20 protein-coding genes are annotated in these 17425 nt (G+C 70.9%); 5 read left to right on the top strand and 15 right to left on the bottom strand.

All coding sequences use genetic code 11. The features are described from left to right. Positions 1-56: 56 nt before the first annotated feature. From OGL88_RS01010 to OGL88_RS01035, 6 genes are all read right to left on the bottom strand, one after another. Positions 57-686, bottom strand: a complete 630-nt coding sequence (locus OGL88_RS01010; RefSeq protein ID WP_263089323.1) for a hypothetical protein — start codon at positions 684-686, stop codon at positions 57-59. Between the two features lie 77 nt (positions 687-763). Beyond that, positions 764-1195: a hypothetical protein gene (locus OGL88_RS01015; RefSeq protein ID WP_263055323.1), complete on the bottom strand. Its 432-nt coding sequence runs from the start codon at positions 1193-1195 to the stop codon at positions 764-766. A gap of 620 nt (positions 1196-1815) precedes the next feature. Beyond that, positions 1816-2019 (bottom strand): hypothetical protein, encoded by a 204-nt coding sequence (locus OGL88_RS01020; protein WP_263055322.1) that lies wholly within the window; start codon positions 2017-2019, stop codon positions 1816-1818. Next, a complete protein-coding gene (locus tag OGL88_RS01025) occupies positions 2016-2888 on the bottom strand; it encodes a helix-turn-helix transcriptional regulator (RefSeq protein ID WP_263055321.1) in 873 nt (290 codons plus the stop codon). Before OGL88_RS01025 ends, OGL88_RS01020 begins: the two co-directional genes overlap by 4 nt. 52 nt (positions 2889-2940) lie before the next feature. Continuing rightward, positions 2941-3819, bottom strand: coding sequence for a helix-turn-helix transcriptional regulator (locus OGL88_RS01030; RefSeq protein WP_263055320.1), 879 nt, complete (start codon positions 3817-3819; stop codon positions 2941-2943). 73 nt (positions 3820-3892) lie between these two features. Beyond that, positions 3893-5062, bottom strand: a complete 1170-nt coding sequence (locus tag OGL88_RS01035; RefSeq protein ID WP_263089324.1) for a PQQ-dependent sugar dehydrogenase — start codon at positions 5060-5062, stop codon at positions 3893-3895. Between the two features lie 109 nt (positions 5063-5171). Here OGL88_RS01035 and OGL88_RS01040 point away from each other — a divergent pair, with 109 nt between their 5' ends. After that, a complete protein-coding gene (locus OGL88_RS01040) occupies positions 5172-5570 on the top strand; it encodes a (R)-mandelonitrile lyase (protein WP_263089325.1) in 399 nt (132 codons plus the stop codon). After that, a complete protein-coding gene (locus OGL88_RS01045; RefSeq protein WP_263089326.1) occupies positions 5567-6238 on the top strand; it encodes an SDR family NAD(P)-dependent oxidoreductase in 672 nt (223 codons plus the stop codon). The genes OGL88_RS01040 and OGL88_RS01045 overlap by 4 nt, the downstream gene beginning before the upstream one ends. Before the next feature lie 153 nt (positions 6239-6391). On the opposite strand, the gene OGL88_RS01050 is transcribed toward OGL88_RS01045, so the two are convergent. Continuing rightward, complete coding sequence (locus OGL88_RS01050) at positions 6392-6934, bottom strand: TetR/AcrR family transcriptional regulator (protein WP_263089327.1); 543 nt, start codon at positions 6932-6934, stop codon at positions 6392-6394. Positions 6935-6987: 53 nt separating this feature from the next. Here OGL88_RS01050 and OGL88_RS01055 point away from each other — a divergent pair, with 53 nt between their 5' ends. Both OGL88_RS01055 and OGL88_RS01060 read left to right on the top strand, forming a co-directional pair. After that, on the top strand, positions 6988-7311 hold the full coding sequence (locus OGL88_RS01055) for a hypothetical protein (protein WP_263089328.1): 324 nt from the start codon (positions 6988-6990) through the stop codon (positions 7309-7311). Between the two features lie 45 nt (positions 7312-7356). After that, positions 7357-7794, top strand: a complete 438-nt coding sequence (locus OGL88_RS01060; protein ID WP_263089329.1) for a hypothetical protein — start codon at positions 7357-7359, stop codon at positions 7792-7794. Positions 7795-7840: 46 nt separating this feature from the next. Here the strand turns inward: OGL88_RS01060 and OGL88_RS01065 are convergent, their stop codons facing one another. The 8 genes from OGL88_RS01065 to OGL88_RS01100 form a co-directional block, all read right to left on the bottom strand. Continuing rightward, positions 7841-10663 carry an ABC transporter permease gene (locus OGL88_RS01065; protein ID WP_263089330.1) on the bottom strand — a complete coding sequence of 941 codons (2823 nt, stop codon included), beginning with the start codon at positions 10661-10663 and terminating at the stop codon, positions 7841-7843. After that, positions 10660-11388, bottom strand: a complete 729-nt coding sequence (locus OGL88_RS01070; protein ID WP_263055301.1) for an ABC transporter ATP-binding protein — start codon at positions 11386-11388, stop codon at positions 10660-10662. Before OGL88_RS01070 ends, OGL88_RS01065 begins: the two co-directional genes overlap by 4 nt. Then, a complete protein-coding gene (locus tag OGL88_RS01075) occupies positions 11385-11969 on the bottom strand; it encodes a PadR family transcriptional regulator (protein WP_263055300.1) in 585 nt (194 codons plus the stop codon). Before OGL88_RS01075 ends, OGL88_RS01070 begins: the two co-directional genes overlap by 4 nt. A 148-nt stretch (positions 11970-12117) precedes the next feature. Beyond that, the gene (locus OGL88_RS01080; protein ID WP_263055299.1) at positions 12118-12999 is read right to left on the bottom strand and encodes an aldo/keto reductase; all 882 of its coding nucleotides are present in this window, start codon (positions 12997-12999) and stop codon (positions 12118-12120) included. 9 nt (positions 13000-13008) lie between these two features. Further along, positions 13009-13641 (bottom strand): YdeI/OmpD-associated family protein, encoded by a 633-nt coding sequence (locus tag OGL88_RS01085; protein WP_263055298.1) that lies wholly within the window; start codon positions 13639-13641, stop codon positions 13009-13011. A gap of 146 nt (positions 13642-13787) precedes the next feature. After that, positions 13788-15338: an FAD-binding oxidoreductase gene (locus OGL88_RS01090; RefSeq protein WP_263089331.1), complete on the bottom strand. Its 1551-nt coding sequence runs from the start codon at positions 15336-15338 to the stop codon at positions 13788-13790. After that, positions 15335-15571: a hypothetical protein gene (locus OGL88_RS01095; protein WP_263055296.1), complete on the bottom strand. Its 237-nt coding sequence runs from the start codon at positions 15569-15571 to the stop codon at positions 15335-15337. Before OGL88_RS01095 ends, OGL88_RS01090 begins: the two co-directional genes overlap by 4 nt. 59 nt (positions 15572-15630) lie before the next feature. Beyond that, entirely contained in the window at positions 15631-16170 is a 540-nt protein-coding gene (locus OGL88_RS01100; RefSeq protein ID WP_263055295.1) for an acyl-CoA thioesterase, read from the bottom strand. 131 nt (positions 16171-16301) lie between these two features. Between OGL88_RS01100 and OGL88_RS01105 the strand changes: the two genes are divergently transcribed. Then, the gene (locus OGL88_RS01105; RefSeq protein WP_263055294.1) at positions 16302-17288 is read left to right on the top strand and encodes an aldo/keto reductase; all 987 of its coding nucleotides are present in this window, start codon (positions 16302-16304) and stop codon (positions 17286-17288) included. Positions 17289-17425: the final 137 nt, after the last annotated feature.

Raw genomic sequence — 17425 nt, forward strand, 5'->3', positions numbered from 1 at the left:
GCCCGTGGCCAGCTGGCCACGGGCCTCCCATTTGAGTGCGGCACCCACACATTCGCTTACGGACGGTCGTCGAGGCTCGTTGCGTAATTGTTCCCCGAGAGCTCTGAGGCCTCGTACGAGCCCAGTGGGAGCGAAATGGGCACAGTGTTCGAGAAATGTTTTTGAAACGCATCGATCTGTTGCGCATCAGGTTCTGACGAAATGAGGCGGCAGGAGGTCTCGGCGGGCTCCCTTGTATCCACGTCCACTGCGACAAAGTTTGGATGCCTGGCTTCGCTGGCGCAGCCGGTCGTGTTGAACTCGGTGCCGACGCGCAACGGGATGGCGACCACGGGAGTCATCGATACTCCACTGCCATCTTCAAAGATGAAGTAAACACTCGCTAGGCCGCTCCTGTTGTGCAGGTTTCTTGCTTTCACCTGAACATCCACTACGTTTCCGGGGTGGCGAGCGATTTTGCGAGCCCTTCCCGCATACTTCCCGTCCACCGTGACGAGTGTCTGGAACTGGAGAACTCCGAGCCCGTCGGCATCGACCCTGATGTATGCCGTCAAACCGTCTTCCGCATCAAGCTCGAACCGAGCTGGGTTGGGGTTCGAGAAGCTTGAACTCGCCGACGTTTCGTATTCGATGCTCTCAACGACTGTGTCCTCTGGCACTTTCGTACATGCCGTCGCGGCGCTCAAGATCGACAGCGCAGCGAGCGTGGAGAAGAACGCGCGGGCGCGCGCCGTACTGGGATTCGGAGCGCGCCCGACGCGTGTCACACCTTGGGTGTGATCCACTTCTTCGAAGTTGATCTCGTGGCCACAGCGCCCGACCTCTTCGTGAACTTTGAGGTCATCGACGCATTGAATCCGGTACCCGATTGCAGGGATGCGGGAACAGCGTAGGTCAGGGAATTGATGTTCGAGTTCGTTGAGGCGCGAGTGGTGTCGTAGAGCAGTTTGTTCTGCGGATACTGCTTGACGATCGCACGGGTCGAAATCTTCTTCATCTGGGCGGAGGCTCGTGAGTAGAACTTGACCGATGTTGTCTTCGGTGAGGTGGGTCTCCCCCATGAGACTCCACCCGGGGTGGTTTTGGGGATGACCGAAACTTCGTAGCTCGCGGCAGCGTGGGCAGGGGTGGCCATTCCCGTGGCGAGCACGGCCATGACCACTACCGACCCCGCAATGGAGAGTCTGCGCTTCATTGGATGTTCTCCTTCGATGTCGAGCTAAGACTGACATACTGCCGGAGAGTATGGGATACACTGGCGCACATCGGTGATATCGGAAGATCGTGATGTCGCTCTATGAGATCTAGGGGACCTGATGGTGGAAGTAGGCAGCGTACGAGGGCGGAACGATCCGTCCAGGACTACACCGGCTCGTTCTATGCTTCTGCGCTTTGCGCAGAACGATGGGCTCCCGGCGGAAATCGTGGCCGTGTCGCAGTCGCGTCAGTGGAGCCGACATCGCACAGCGCTGCAGGCGTTACGAATCGGTATTCGAGAACTGAACCAGGGAGAGGGCAGAAGTGGTGAAGCCGGCTAGGCCCAGAGTGCGCTCAGGCTGGAGGTCGCCGTATCTCTGGGCGTTCTTCATAGGAGTGATCGTCAGCGGGATCAGCAGTTCTGTAGGGAATCCGGTGCTTGCGACGATCTCCGGCGTGGTGGCAACCGCTGCGTTCTTCTTCTGGGTGCAGAGACAACCTTGGCGGCGATCGTGAGGCCTACTACACGGGAGTGCTGAACGCCCTGAACCGTGTGGTTCTCGGACGGGAGGCCCGTGGCGGCATCGCCACGGGCCTCCCGTCCGCACGGTTGTTGCGTCAGCGACGTCGGAACAGCTCGCCGAGGTGCCACGCGCCGGGCGCGAGCCGCACAGCGGCCTCGGCACGCACGCGCTCCTCGAGCGCACGGTCGCGGGTCAGGTCGTGGATCTCCTGCTCAGCGCGCCAGCGGAACCGCAACCGGCCGAGGAACCCGAGCGGTGCGAGGGGCGCGGTGGTCGGGACGGACTCGGTCTCGCTCATGCGTCCTCCTGTTCCGGGACGGCTGCGGCCGTCGTGGCGACGAGGTTCGCGAGCAGCTGCAGACGCTCCTCGGACGGTGAGCCCGGCTCGGTGCCGTAGGCGATGAGCGTCAGACCGGTGTCGGTCGCGAGCTCCATGGTCTCGTACGTCAGGTCGAGGTCGCCGACCTCGGGGTGGTGCACCCGCTTCGAGCCGTTCAGGTGCCGCATGACGCCGTGCGCGGCCCAGCGCTGCCGGAACTCCTCGCTGCGGGTCGAGAGTTCGCCGATCAGGTCGGTCAGCCCCTTGTCGTAGGGCGACCGCGCCGCCTCGGCACGGAGCACTGCCACCATGTCGCTCGCGACGACGTCCCAGTCGCGCCAGAACTCCTGACCGCGTGGGTCGAGGAACGCGAAGCGGGCGGTGTTCGGGGTGCCGGCGGGGTCGAGGAAGAGCGGGGAGTACAGCGCACGTGCCAGGGCGTTGCCGGCCAGGAAGTCCGAGCGGCCGTTGCGCACCCACGCGGGCATCGTCATGCCGTCGAGCATGCGCTGCACGTTCGGTCGGACCTTCGACGTCGGGGGCTTCCGCCGCGTGGTCGCCGAGGCGTTCTGCACGCGGGCCAGGTCGAACAGGTGCGCGTGCTCGGCGTCGTCGAGGCGCAACGCACGCGACAGCGACTCGAGCACGCTCTCCGAGACGCCGGTGAGGTTCCCGCGCTCGAGGCGGATGTAGTAGTCGACGCTCATGCCGGCGACGAGCGCGAGCTCCTCGCGGCGGAGACCCTTGACCCGTCGGGCGCCACCGAAGTCGGGCAGGCCGATCTGCTGCGGCGTGACGCGCTCGCGGCGGGTGCGGAGGAAGTCGCGCACTTCGCTCTTGGTGTCCATGCGTCCACGGTAGGACGGTGCCGGGCGGTGGAGAAGGGGTTGCTGGTACCCGTCAGGCGGATTCGCGAGCGCGTTCCGCGATCTGCTCCGTCGCCGCCCACGAAGCGAGCAGGCGGAGCGCGTCGGCGGTCGGGCTGCCCGGGGTCGCCGGGTAGATCGTGAGCGCGAGCCCGGGGTCCTCGGCGAGTTCGAGCGTCTGGAAGTGCAGCTCGAGCGGGCCGACGACTGCGTGCCGGAAGGACTTCACGCCGGCGTAGTGGCGGCGGACGTCGTGCGCCGCCCAGAGCGCGCGGAAGTCGTCGCTCCGCATCGACAGCTCGCCGATGAGGGCTGCGAGGTCGCGGTCGCTCGGCGTGCGGCCGGCCTCGCGCCGCAGGATCGCGACGTTCGTGTGCGCCGCCCGTTGCCAGTCCTGGTAGAAGTTCCGGGCCTGCGGGTCGAGGAAGATGAAGCGCGAGAAGTTCATCGGCCGGGCTGGTGCCGCCACCAGGTCCGAGTGCATCGCGTAGCCGAGCGCGTTCGCGGCGACGATGTCCTGCCGGTTGTTGATGATCATCGCCGGCGCATCGGTGATGACGTCGAGCAGGTACTGCAGCTCCGGGCGGACGGCCGCCACCGGCACCACCTTGCCCGCGCGCCGCGGTGTCGCGTTCTGGTGCCGGGACAGATCGCGCAGGTGCTCGAGCTCGGCGGCGTCGAGCTGCAGTGCGCCGGCGACGGCCTCGAGCACGCTGTCCGAGACGCCCTGCAGGTTCCCCCGCTCCAGCCGCGTGTAGTAGTCGATGCTGACGCCTGCCAGTCGCGCGACCTCTTCGCGCCGGAGCCCGGTGACCCGACGGCGGGTGCCGAAGGTCTCGACCCCGGCCTGCTCGGGGGTGATGCGGGCGCGACGGATGGACAGGAAGTCGCGGGCTTCGTCGCGGTGGTTCATGCCGTCACGGTAACCGGCCGGGCAGCGTGCGAGCGAGGGGCTGCCGGAACCCCTGTGGGGCGAGGTCGCTGGCTCAGCCCGCCGCCCGGGTGATCGGCACGGACACGATGCGGTCGTCCCCCGCTGCGGGGTCACCTCGGCCGTCGGTGTTGTTCGTGACGAACCACAGCGTGTCCGACGGCCCCTCGAGCACCGTCCGGATCCGGCCGAAGTCGCCCGGGAAGTACTCGGTCGACGTCCCCGGGTCGTCCGCCGGGATCGCCCGGAGCACCTCGCCGCGCAGGTTGGCCACGAACACGGTGTCGTCGACGACCGTCAGGCCGCTCGGGGACGCCTCGTCCGTCGACCACTGCTGCACCGGGTCGACGAAGCCCTGGTCCTCGCCGCCCTCGCCCTCGACCTCGGGCCAGCCGTAGTCCTCGCCCGCCTCGATCACGTTCAGCTCGTCGAGGGTGTTCTCGCCGAACTCCGACGCGAACATCGTGCCGTCCGACGACCACCCCAGGCCCTGCACGTTGCGGTGCCCGAGACTCCAGACGGGTGACCCGTCGAACGGGTTGTCGTCCGGCACGTCGCCGTCCGGGGTGAGCCGCAGGATCTTGCCCGCGAGCGAGTCCTCGTCCTGCGCGTCACTGCTCGTGCCGGCGTCCCCGACGCTGGCGTAGAGCATGTCGTCGGGGCCGAACGCGATGCGGCCACCGTCGTGGAACGTGTTCGACGGCAGCCCGTCGATGATCGTCGTGGCGTCACCGAGCGCCCACGACCCGGCGCTGCCCGTCAGTTCGAACCGCTGGATCCGGTTGCCGTCGTCGGCCGTCGAGTACACGAACAGGTCGTCGTCGTGCAGGGCCAGCCCGAGCAGCCCGCCCTCGCCGCCGTGGCTGACGCCGTCGACGATGCCCACCTCGCGCGTCGTGCCGTCGTCCTGCAGCTCGAGGACCTTCGCGGAGTCGCGTTCGCTGACCAGGGCGTCGCCGTCGTCGCCGGTGCGGACGACCGACCACGGTGCCTCGAGCCCGGTGACCACGTCGCTGGTGTCGCCGTCGAGCGCGACCTGCCCGGTGGGCAGGTCGGCGGGGGCGGTGGCGCGGGCGCTCGCCGACGAGCCGCGGTCGTCGTCCGGCGCGGCGTCGGCACAGCCGCCCAGGGCGAGTGCGGCCACCGCGGCGATGCCCGCAGCGGACCAGCCGCGTCGGGTGCGGGTCGGGCTCGGCTGCTGGGTCGGGTGTTCGCTGCTGTCCACGGTGGTCCTCCCGGATCGTGCGTCGATCACACACGCCGTGTTCGGGAAACGGCTGAGGGGTACGGCCGGCACCTCCCTCCGATGCGCACATCGGCCTACCGTCGGGGCCATGGAGATCCAACCGAAGCAGCCGACCGTCAAGAACCCGGCCGCGCAGTTCACCGGCGACGTGTACCTCGACGCCATCGCCAGCCCGAGGGAAGCAGGCCAGTCGATGACCGTCGCGAAGGTCCGGTTCCTGCCCGGCGCCCGCACCGCCTGGCACTCGCACGCCAACGGCCAGACCCTGCACGTCACCGAGGGCGTCGCGCGCATGGGCACCCGTGACGGCGGCGTGATCGAGGTCCAGCCGGGCCAGACCGTCTACACGCCTGCGGGTGAGGAGCACTGGCACGGTGCGACCCCGACGGACTCCATGGAGCACCTCGCGATGCTCGACCTCGCCGACGACCCGGCGACCACCACCACCTGGCTCGAGCACGTCACCGACGAGGAGTACTCCGCATGACCACCATCGCCATCATCGGGGCCGGCAAGGGCCTCGGTCGCGCCGTTGCCGAACGCTTCGGCCGCGAGGGCTTCTCGATCGCCCTCGTCTCCCGCAACCAGGACCGCCTGGACGGCCTCGCCGCGTCGCTGCGCGAGCAGGGCATCACGGCCGCCGGGTTCGCCGCGAACGTCCGTGACGGCGATTCGCTCCGCAGCGCCCTGGAGCGTGCGACCGAGCAGCTCGGCCCCATCGAGGTGCTGCAGTACAGCCCGCTCCCCGCCAAGGAGTACATGCGTCCGGTGCTCGAGACCACCGCGGACGACCTGGTCGGCCCGATCGAGTTCTCGGTCTACGGCTCGGTCAACGCGGTGCGCCAGGTGCTGCCCGGCATGCGCGCGATCGGCCACGGCACGATCCTGTTCGTGAACGGCGGCAGTGCGGTGCGTCCCGGCGCCCGGGTCACCGGCACCTCGGTCGCCTTCGCTGCCGAGAGTGCCTACGCCCAGCTCCTGCACGACGCCGTGCGCGACGAGCAGGTCCACGTCGGTCAGCTCATCATCCCGTTCGGCATCGACGACGGGCAGCCGGAGCACTCCGGCGAGTCCATCGCGGATCGTCTGTGGGCCATCCACGCCGAACGCGGCGAGTTCCGCACCTACGCCGAGGCGCTGCCCGACCCCGCCTGAGCGCGGTTCGCGCTGCGCGCCGCTTCGTGAGCAGAAATGGTCGGGTCCACTGAGGGCCACCCGACCATTTCTGCTCACGATGTCGCGGACGGACGGACGGACGGACGGGAGGCCCGTGGTCGCGCCGCCACGGGCCCCCCGTCCGCCACGGGGTCAGGTCGAGAGCACCGCGACGGCACGCGCGGCGCGTGCGGCGACGTCCGCCGCCGTCGGCGCCGGAGCCAGGCCGAGCAGGCGCTGGCGGTGGAGCTCGCCGAGCAGCAGCGTGAAGAGCTCGGCGGCGGTCTCCGGAGTCGCTCCGGCTCGGACCAGGGCCTGCTGGGCGGCGCGCGGTCCGGCCTCGTGGAACTCGCGGGCGAGCCCGGGTGACCGCGTCGACTCCGCGATCACGAGCCGGTGCAGGGCGACCGCGCGGTCCGAGAGCAACGCGCTGCCGATCGCCGTGGCCGTGGACACGAGGTCCCCGGTGGGCTGGTCGGCGTACGGGTGCTGCCGGCGGACGACCGCGCGCAGGATCGCGGGCTTGTCGCCGAACGCCGTGTAGAGCGTGCGCTTGGTGACCCCGGACTCGGCGGCGACGCGGTCGAGCGCGACGCCCGCGAACCCGTGCTCGAGGAACAGGTCGGTCGCGACGTCGAGGATCCGCTCGTCACGGGCGATCCGCTCGTCGGCGGTCGGACGTCCACGCTTGTACACGGACCCATCCTAGCCGTAATGATACGCTCCCGTTTCATTACCGAGGAGGGTCCATGACCGATGTGGTCTGTCACGTGGCGATCGCCGATGACTGGGAGATGAGCCGCGGGTTCGGCGAGTACGAGGTGTCGACCCGAGGGGTGCCGCTCGAGCCAGGCGGGTACGTCCGCGTCACCACACCCGACCGGGTGTCCGAGGTCGTCGCCGAGCGGTACGGCGACCTCGCGCTGCCCCTGCTCCGGATCGACCTGAGCGTCGCAGGGCTCGCGGCCGCGGGGGTGACGGTCGAGTGGGTCGACGGGGTCCCGCGGGTGCGGGGTCCGATCCCGATGGACGACGAGGTCGTGCTGGCCGAGGTGCCCATCGCCCGGCGGTGAGCGATCGGTGCGAACGACGAAGTACCGCGCCCTAGGCTGGAAGCGATGTCCAGCGTCCTCCTCACCGTGCACGTCGTGGCGGCGCTGCTCACCCTCGGGCCCGTAGCGGTCGCCGGGAGCATGTTCCCGAAGCCGGCCCGCGCGCTCGTCGCCGATCCGGACGACCAGGGGGCCCGAGCGGTCGCCAGGGTCCTGCACCGGATCTGCCACGTGTACTCGATCATCTCGCTCGCCGTCCCGACGTTCGGCACCGCCCTGGCGTTCGAGGTCGGGGCGCTCGACGAGGCCTGGCTGCTCGTCTCGATCGGTCTGACCGCGGTGGCCGCGGCGGTTCTCGCGCTCGGGGTCCTGCCGGAGCAGCGCGAGGTCCTGCGCGGCAACGGGACCGAGCGCTCGCCGCGGAAGCTCGCCGCCCTGGTCGGCGTGTTCAACCTGGTGTGGGTCGTCGTCGCGGTGCTCATGGTGGTGCAGCCCGGCGCCTGACCCGGGCTGCAGCGGGACGGCGCCACGTGCAGCGCCGCCCCACACCTCAGTGCGCCCGCCGCACCGCCACCCGCCGCCGACCCCGCGAGCTGAGCCACGCCCCCGCGGTCACCACGACCGGCAGCCCGATCGCGAGCAGGGCCAGCGTCGTCCAGTCCGGCGCGAACGGCAGGTGGTTCGTCCCGGACACGGGGGTCGTGAACCGCAGGGTCAGCGCCCGGATGGGCAGGAGTCCCAGCAGGGTGCCGATCACCGCGCCCACCGAGGCCAGGATCGCCGCCTGCCAGGTGGACACCCCGCGGCGCAGTCGTGGTGCGGCCCCGATCGCGTCGAGCACCTCGTCGTCACGGCGCCCATCGGACCGCGCGAGTCCGATCGCCACGGCGGTCGCCCCGATCGTGACGGCGGCGGCGAGGGCCAGTACGATCGCCCGGATCAGCGCCCCGTTGTCGACCGGGCCGGCCTCGTAGGTGAACTGCGGGCCGCTCCACCGCGCACGGTCGTCACCGCCGTAGCTCTGCCACGCCGAGCTCAGTTCGTCCCACTGCGCCGGCTGGATGTCGTGCGGCAGCGTCGTGACGAGCATGCCGTCGACGACGGGGACGCCGTACTGCTCGGCAGTGGCCTTCGTCATGAAGACGCCGACCTTGATCCGCGGGCTCTGCACGTCGAGCACCGCGGGGATCGAGACGCTGGCAGCGGGCCGGGTGCGCTCCGTGATCGCCTGGCTCTCCCATGTCCGGTCGTGGAACGTGTCGATGCGGACCGCACCGTCGTGGGCGTACTCGGGCCAGAGGGACACGGCCTTGCCGCCCTCGAGCGCCTCACGGACGGCGGCGGACGGTCGGTGTCCGGTGAGCACCGCGTAGTCGTCCACGGTGCCGGCCCAGATGTGCGGGCTCGACACCGCCGAGGTGTCGAGGTAGTACGAGCACGAGGTCGTGTCGTTCACGGGGCAGTCGTACGGCGTCCACCGGTGCGGGACGGTGATCGTCGACGGCGTCTCACCCGGCACCTCCTGGGGCACTCCGAGCACCCGAACGCGGTCCTGGTCGAGCACGCCGGACACGACCTCGGCCGCGTGGGCGGTCAGTGCCGCGTCGTGGTGGCCGGTGGCACCGCCCTGCTCCGTCTCGGTCTGGACCTCGGTCGTTGCGACCCCGAGCGCCGTCGAGTACTCGTACCCGCGGACGAGCTGGGTGTGGCTCGACGCGTTCCACGTGATCACGACCGACGCGACGAACACGACGCTCATCACGCTCGCGAGCACCGGGACGGTGCGGAGGGGGTTCCGTCGGGCGTCGCGGGCAGCGAGTCGGGCCGACAGCCCCGCCCGAGCGGTGAGCCGGGTGACGAGTGCGAGCAGCCACGGGGAGCAGATCGCGATGCCGAGCTGCATCAGGCACGGGCCGATCGCGACCCCGGCGCCGACGACGAAGGCCCAGCGGTCCTCTTGCACCGGACGGTCGTTCAGCATGAGCACGCCCACGCCGCACACCAGGGTCATCACGGCACCGGCGACCACGAGCGTCGGACCCCAGATGCGCCGGCGGCGACGAGCCGGACGGCTGACGGGGACCGGTCGGAGCGACCCGCGCAGCGCTGCGAGCACGTTGATGCGGGTGGCGGACCGTGCGGCGACGAGCGCTGAGACGAGACCGGCGAGTACCCCGGCCGCGGTGATGGACAGCAGCATGAGCGGTGGCACGTGCATACCGGGGAACGACACGACGTTGCCGTTGTCGATCAGCCGGAACACCGCCACCCCGAGGCCGGTGCCCACCGCGACGCCGAGGACGGCACCGACGAGCCCGAGCACCAGGCCGGAGCCGGCGACGATCGTGCGGACGATCCGCTTGTCGCCGCCGACGCTCGTGACGATGGCGTACGAACGGGTGTCGGCGCGGGTGCCGACCAGGAACGCGGCCCCGGCGAGCAGGGCCACTTCGAACATCGCGAAGGCGCCGAACAGTGCCATCGCGCCGAGGTACCAGCCGAGCGACGAGGTGACCTGGCCACCGGAGAGCCCAGCGTCCGGCGGGTCGAGCACGACGGGGCGCGACTGCACGACGATGCCGTGCGCGTTGAGCTGCTGGATCTCGGACCACGTCGGGGCGTCCGACGGCAGGTACACGGTGACGTCGGCCAGTCCGGCGTCGTCGGTGGTGTCCGTGGTCGACAGCGTGGTCCCCCACGGCAGGAACACGCCCTGCGACGCGGGGTCCCTGCCGAGGTCGATCATGGTGCCGGCGATCGTGAAGCGCTTCGTGACCGGGTCCGTCAGGTCGACGGTGTCACCGATGTGCGCGCCGAGTCGCTCGAGCGTCGCCGGGGTGACCATCAGTTCGCTGCGCGTGGTGGGCACGGCACCGTCGAGCACGTGCCAGTGGCCCTCGAGCGACGGGTCCCACACGCTGCCCTCGTCGGCGGAGAGCCCCACCGGACCCCGCGGTCCCTGCAGGACAACCGGCGTGCTGCCGACCGGGATCGCCAGCGCGCCGTCGGGCACGTGGGCGAGGACGTTCGTGAACGGTGTGTCCTCGTCGGCCTTCGAAGCCGGGCTGTTCCGCTTCGTGTCGGTGTACTGCCATTCCACCGGGTCCTGCCGCATGCCGGGCACATCCGGGCCGGACACCCGCATCTGCGCGGACGCCTGCCCCAGGTCGTAGTCGAGCCGTTCGGTGACCGTGGCCTGCGTCGACTGCACGACGACCGCCACCGCGGCGAACCCGGCGGTGGGGATGCCGATGAGCGCGATGATGAGCGCCGCCCGACCGGCCTTCGCGAAGGCCAGTCGACGCCCCAGGCGGAGCGCCGGTCGGAGGGCGAACCGCGTCCGGCCGGTACCGGGACGCCGACGCCGGCTCACGACGCGGTCCGGTCCGACAAGGTGAGCTCGACGCCCGAGTACACGGTCTCGTCGACCACGCGACCGTCGCGCAGGAAGACGATCCGGTCCGCCCAGGCAGCGTGCCGGGCGTCGTGGGTGACGAGCAGTGCGCCGGCTCCGGCATCGACGTGCCGCCGGAGCATGCGGAGCACGACCTCGCCGGTCTGCGAGTCGAGGGCGCCGGTCGGTTCGTCCGCCAGCACGAGCCGACGTTCGCCGACGACGCCCCTGGCGATCGCGACGCGCTGCTGCTGCCCACCGGACAGGTCGTCGGGGTAGGAGTCGGCGCGGTGTGCGAGTTCGACGTTGTCGAGTGCCAGTTCCGCGGCGCGGCGGGCCTGCGAGGCCTTCCAGCCGTCGAGCTCGAGCGGCAGCGCCACGTTCTCGACCGCGGTGAGCGAGGGGATCAGGTTGAAGTCCTGGAACACGAACCCGATGAGGCGACGGCGGAGGGCCGCGAGTTCCTTGGCTGGCCGGTCGGACACGAAGTCGCCGTCGATCAGCACCTCGCCGCTCGTCGGCGGCAGCAGGGTGCCGGCGCAGGCGAGCAGCGTCGACTTGCCGGAGCCCGAGGTCCCCATGACGGCGACCATCTCACCGCGCTGGACGGTCAGGTCGATGCCGGCCAGCGCCGTGACGGCCTTCGCGCCGGAGCCGTAGTGCACGCTGACGGCGTCGAGCTGCAGGAGCGGTGCGGCGCTCACCGTGCACTCCGCGCGGTGTCGGCGGTGGTCGGGGACGAGGAGCCAGCGTCAGCCGCCGGGTGCTCGTCCGGCCGGTACCGCGCCACGGTCGACTCCACGTGGTCGAGCCACCGCACCTCGGCCTCGGCCTGGAACACCATCGACTCGAGCACGAGCGACCACGCCAGGTCCGTCGCGGGATCGGTCGTGCGCTTGAGCCGGGTCAGGTCCTGCAGGTTCCGGATCGCGGCACCGCGCTGCACCTGCACCAGGCGCTCGACGTCGACGCCGGGCACCGTCACGGCGAGCGCGAACTTGATCGCGAGTTCGTCACGACCACGTTTGGCGGGTACCGGGTCGCTGAACCAGCGCGCCACTTCCCCGCGACCCGCGTCGGTCACCGTGTAGACGACGTGGCCGTCGTCGTCGGTGTCGCCGCGGGCCACGAGGCCGTCGCGTTCCAGGCGGTCGAGCGTCGTGTAGACCTGGCCGATGTTCAGCGGCCAGCTCCCGCCGGTGCGGTGCTCGAACTCCCCCCGGAGCTGGTACCCGTACCCGGGTCCCCCCACCAGCAGCGCGAGTACGCCCATCCGTACGCTCATGACACTTCCCCCGTCTCTCGTCCACCATGGACATACCGAGTATGCCCATACCGCGTATGCATGCGCAACCAGGAGACGGACTGGAGGCCCGTGGCGGTGTCGCCACGGGCCTCCAGTCCGCCGTTCGGTCGCGTCCGCGACCGAAGTGTCAGGAACCCAGCTTCGACAGCTCCTCGAACTCGTCGTCGGTCAGCTCGATGATCGCGCCCTGCAGGTTGTCCTCCAGGTGCGAGACGCTCGATGTGCCGGGGATCGGGAGCACGACGGGCGAGCGCTTGAGCAGCCAGGCGAGCGCGAGCTGCGCCGGCGACGCACCCTTCCGCGACGCGATCTCGGTGAGCGGGGAGTCCTCGCCGGTCAGCCCGCCGGTCGCGAGCGGGAACCACGGGATGAACGCGATGCCCTGCTCGGTCGACCAGTCGAGGAGCTCCTCGGCGTCGCGCTTCTGCAGGTTGTACAGGTTCTGGACGGAGACGATCGTCGCGACCTCCTGGGCCGCCTTGACGTCGTCGACCGACACCTCGGACAGGCCGATGTGCCGGATCTTGCCCTCGTCCTGCAGCTTCTTCAGCTCGCCGACCTGGTCCTCGAGCGGGACCTTCGGGTCGATGCGGTGCAGCTGGAACAGGTCGATGCGCTCGAGGCCCAGACGACGGAGGCTCATCTCGGCCTCCTGGCGCAGGTACTCCGGGCGGCCGACCGGCGGCCACTCGTTCGGGCCGGTCCGGGTGAGGCCGGCCTTCGTCGCGATGACGACGTCGTCGCCGTATGGGTGGAGCGCCTCGTGCAGGAGCTCCTCGGCGACGTAGGGGCCGTACGAGTCGGCGGTGTCGAAGAAGTCCACGCCGAGCTCGACGGCGCGCTTGAGGACGCGGACGGCCTCGTCGTGGTCCTTCGGGGGTCCCCAGACGCCGGGGCCGGTGAGCTGCATGGTGCCGTAGCCGAGGCGGTGGACCTCGAGGTCGCCCCCGATGCGGAAGGTGCCGGAGGCGGCGGCCGGACGGTTCGTGGTGTCGGTGCCAGTGGTCATGTCCCCGGTCTACGCCGGAGGCGTTGCCGGTCCCTGAGTCGGTGTCCCCCGGCCCTCCGACCGGTCCGGACGCGGGTGCGGCGTCTCGCCACGTTCCAACCCGGCGACGAGCTTCGTCAGCCGGTTGGTCCGCGAGGTCGTACTCGGTGCAGTCGTGATCCGGTGCAGCACGGCGTACCGGTTCGTCGCGTCGAGCTCGGCGAACAGGGCGGCTGCCGCGGGCGCGGCGTCGAGTGCCGCCCGCAGGTCCTCGGGGACGGTGGCGCTCGCCGCTCCGGCGTAGGCACGGTCCCACCGGCCGTCCTCCTTCGACCGGTCGATCTCGGCCTGCCCTCGCTCGCGCATACGGCCGTCGGCGATCAGCGTCGCGACGAGCCCGAGGTTGCGCTGCGACCAGAGTGAGGCCTTCCGTCGCGGGGTGAACCGCTGCCGGAACGTCGCGTCGTCGCGCCCGCGCTTCTGCCCGTCGATCCACCCGGAGCACAGCGCCTCGTCGAGGGCGGTGTCGTAGGTCAGGGTCGTCGGCTCCGTGACACCCTTCTTCGCGAGCACGAGCCACACCCCGTCGGCGTCGTCCTCGTGCTCGTCGAGCCACACGCGCCAGGCAGCGGCGTCCGGCAGCACCAGGTCGACGATGTCCATGCGGTCATCGTAGGGCGCGGTCGCCCGGCCGGCCGGCCCCGGCGCCTGCCCGAGTCTCGGCGTGGGCGACAGTCCTCGCGGTGCGCGCCACGAGAACTGTCGCTCACACCGAGACTCGCGTGCGTCGGGCCGAGACTCGTGCGGCGTCAGACCCAGTTCGGCTGCTCGAGCACGCCCGTCGGATCGGCCTGTTCGGCGATGCGGTGCAGGCGCGAGGTGTTGGCCCCGAAGTAGGCCGACGGGTCCGTGATGGCCGCGTCGCAGTAGTTCGCGTACGCCGCGTCGCCCCACGCCGGCCGCATGGCCTTCCGGAAGCCCCGCACGTACGCGTCGAAGGGGGCCGGGTCCGCGGCTTCGGCGAAGACCGCCGTGTACTGCACGGTCATGAGCGCGGACCGCCACGGGAACGCCGAGTCGGTCCGGCCGACGTCCGCCACGACCCCGCCGAGGGCATCGAGCGCGACCCCGCCCTCGAGGTTGCCGTCGACGTCGCCCGCTGCGGCCGCCCGGGTGACGAGCACGTCGATCTGCGCGTCGGTGAGCTTCGCCGATCCGATCGACGACGTCGCTGCCTCGGACACCCGCTGCGGCTTCCCCGCCAGCGCGGACATCGCGGCGCCGTAGGTGAGCACCCGCCCGGTGTGGGCGAGCGGCTTCGCGCCGGTGGCGGCGATGAAACCGTCGACGGAGGTGTCGGCGCCGGTCTTCGATCCGGTCCACACGCCGGTCACGGTGACCGTCGGGGCGGTGTGCCGATTGCCGTTCAGCAGCTTGAGCGTCGACCACAGCTTCGGGTCGGCGGTGGGCGCCCAGTCCTGCCAGGCGCGCACGACGGCAGCGGCGGCCGACCACGCGAACGTGATGGTGAAGAGCAGGACGGGAGGCGCGGCCTGCGTCCGGTACGTCAGTGCGGTCACGACGCCGACGGTTCCACCGCCCCCACCGCGGCAGGCCCAGAACAGGTCCGGTTCGCTGGACGTCGAGACCTCGTGCACGGCGCCGTCCGGGGTGACGAGCGTGACGCCGGTGAGCTGGTCGCAGGTCAGCCCGAACGAGCGGACGAGCACGCCGACCCCACCGCCGAGGGTGAGCCCGCCGATGCCGACGGTCGGGCAGGAGCCGGCGCCGATCGCCCGTCCGGCCGTCGCGAGCGCGGCGTAGACGTCCCCGAGCCGTGCGCCCGGTCCGATCGTGACGGTGTCGTCGTCGTGCAGTTCGATGCCGTCGAGGTCCTGCGTGCTGATCACGAGCGACCGCGGGACGTCGGTGCCTGGGGCGCCGCCGGCCGACCAGCCCGTGTACGAGTGTCCGCCCGCGCGCAGTGCGACGGGGGTGCGGGTGTTCCGCGCGAACGCGAGACCGGCCTGCACGTCGGCCACGCCGGCGGCGCGCAGGATGCCCTGCGGGTCGGCGTCGTCGTAGCGCGGGTTCTCGAGCACGCGGGCGCTGTCCCAGCCGTTCGACCCGGACCGGAGCACCGTGCCCGAGACGGCGGCGGCGAGGGCGTCCCACGAATCGGGGCCGCCGGGCGTCGGCGTGCTCGACGGCGTCCTGGTCGGCTGTGCGGAGCCGCTCGAGGTCGGTCGCGGCGAACCCGACGGAGCGGGGCTCGGCCGGCTGCACGCTGCCAGCACCCCGGCGAGCCCGAGTCCGACGCCCCCGGCGAGCAGGATCCGCCTGGTCGGGCGGTGCGTCACGACCCGGCGAGTCCGCCGCCGGCACCGGTGATGCCGGGGTGTGCGGACTTCGCGAGGCCCTCGGTCATCGAGTGCGCCGCTTCGGCGTCGGCGAGGGATCGGGCTCCGAGGGTCGAGTCGACGGGTTCGAGGTGCGCGAGGCGCTTCGCACGACGACGGTTCTGCACCTCGAGCACGGTGAGCAGCGCGGCGATGGCCACGACCACTCCGATGACGATCCACACCACGACCATGACGTTCCCCTTCCGTCCCGGGGCGTCCACCCCGTCCCCCGAGCGTACCGCCGCCGTGACTACGCCGCGCTGCTGATCCGGACGGCGCCCGCCCACCCGTGCACCCACTCGGGCAGGTCGCGGTCGGCCGGTGCTCCGCCGACGGCGTCGAGCAGGTCCGTCATCGGGACGGTCCCGCCGGTGCGTCGCAGGAACCGCGCCTGCACGACGGCACGGGCGACGACGGCTCCGCGACGGACGAAGGTCTGCTCCAGGTACACGGCCCGGTCGTCGACGCCGAGCACCCGGGTCACGAGCTCGAACCGCTGCCCGAGCGTCAGGGACCGCTTGTACGTGATGGTCTGCGCCGAGACGACCGGGTACCAGCCGCGCTCCGCGATCGCGCCCCAGAACCCCGACCGCAGCATCAGGTCGAGCCGCCCGAGGTCGAGCATCGACAGGTACTTCCCGTTGTTCACGTGCCGCAGCGGGTCGAGGTCGGTCAGGGTCACGCGGAACGGCGTGCGGACCTCGTCCCAGAGCGAGGGTCGCCGTCCGGCGATCGTTGGGCGGAGCCGGACGCGCAACTGGAGCAGGAACAGCCGGAAGTACAGGTTCACGGACCCGATCCCACCAGCGGAGCGGGCCGAACGCGCGGAACCTTGGAGGAACCGCACGAAGCCGCATTCCCGGCTGACGGGTCCGGTCAGTGCCTCCCTCCAACCGAGGGATCCGGAGTAGACCTGCACCCATGCAGACACGCAAGCTCGCAGACCTCGAGGTCGCAACCGTAGGCCTCGGCACCATGGGCATGAGCGCCTTCTACACGGGCGCCGGCACCGACGACGACGAATCGATCCGCACCATCCACCGCGCGATCGACCTCGGCGTCACCCTGTTCGACACCGCCGAGGCGTACGGCCCCTACACGAACGAGGACCTGCTCCGCCGGGCCCTCGCGGACCGCCGCGACGACGTCGTGATCGCGACGAAGTTCGGCCTCATCACCCACACCATCGGTGAGGAGACGCCCGCCACCGGCCGCGGCATCAGCTCCGCACCCGAGTCCGTGCGCGAGGCGCTCGAGGGGTCCCTGCGGCGCCTCGGCACCGACCACATCGACCTGTACTACCAGCACCGCGTCGACCCGGCCGTCCCGATCGAGGACGTCATCGGGCAGCTCGCCGGCTTCGTGCAGGAGGGCAAGATCCGGCACATCGGCCTGTCCGAGGCCGGTCCGGAGACCATCCGGAAGGCCCACGCCGTGCACCCGATCACGGCCCTGCAGAGCGAGTACTCGCTGTGGACGCGCGACCCCGAGGGTGCGGTGCTCGACACCCTGCGCGAGCTCGGCATCGGACTGGTGCCGTACTCGCCGCTCGGCCGCGGGTTCCTGACCGGTGCGATCACGAAGCCGTCCGACCTGGACTCCGACGACTTCCGCCTGGCGAACCCCCGGTTCCAGGAGGAGGCGTTCGCGCAGAACATGCGCATCGTCGACGCCGTCAAGGAGATCGCCGCCGAAGCCGAGGCGACCCCGGCACAGATCTCCCTCGCCTGGCTGCTCGCCCAGGGCGACGACATCGTGCCGATCCCGGGCACGAAGCGCGTGTCGCGCCTCGAGGAGAACGTCGGAGCCGCCGACCTGACCCTCACCGCGGACCAGGTCGCGCGCCTGTCGGCGCTCCCGGTCCCGACCGGCGACCGCTACCCCGACATGTCGACCATCGGTCGCTGACGCAACCGGATGACGGCCGGGAGGCCCGTGGCGGATCCGCCACGGGCCTCCCGTCTCGTCTCGGCGTGCGTTTCGGGCCGGAGCCCGGTGACCGACGCGACCCACGCCCGTCATCCCGGGGAAACACGGGCTGCATA

The sequence above is a fragment of the Curtobacterium sp. RIT-PI-V genome (assembly GCF_025642935.1).
Classification (GTDB): Bacteria; Actinomycetota; Actinomycetes; order Actinomycetales; family Microbacteriaceae; genus Curtobacterium.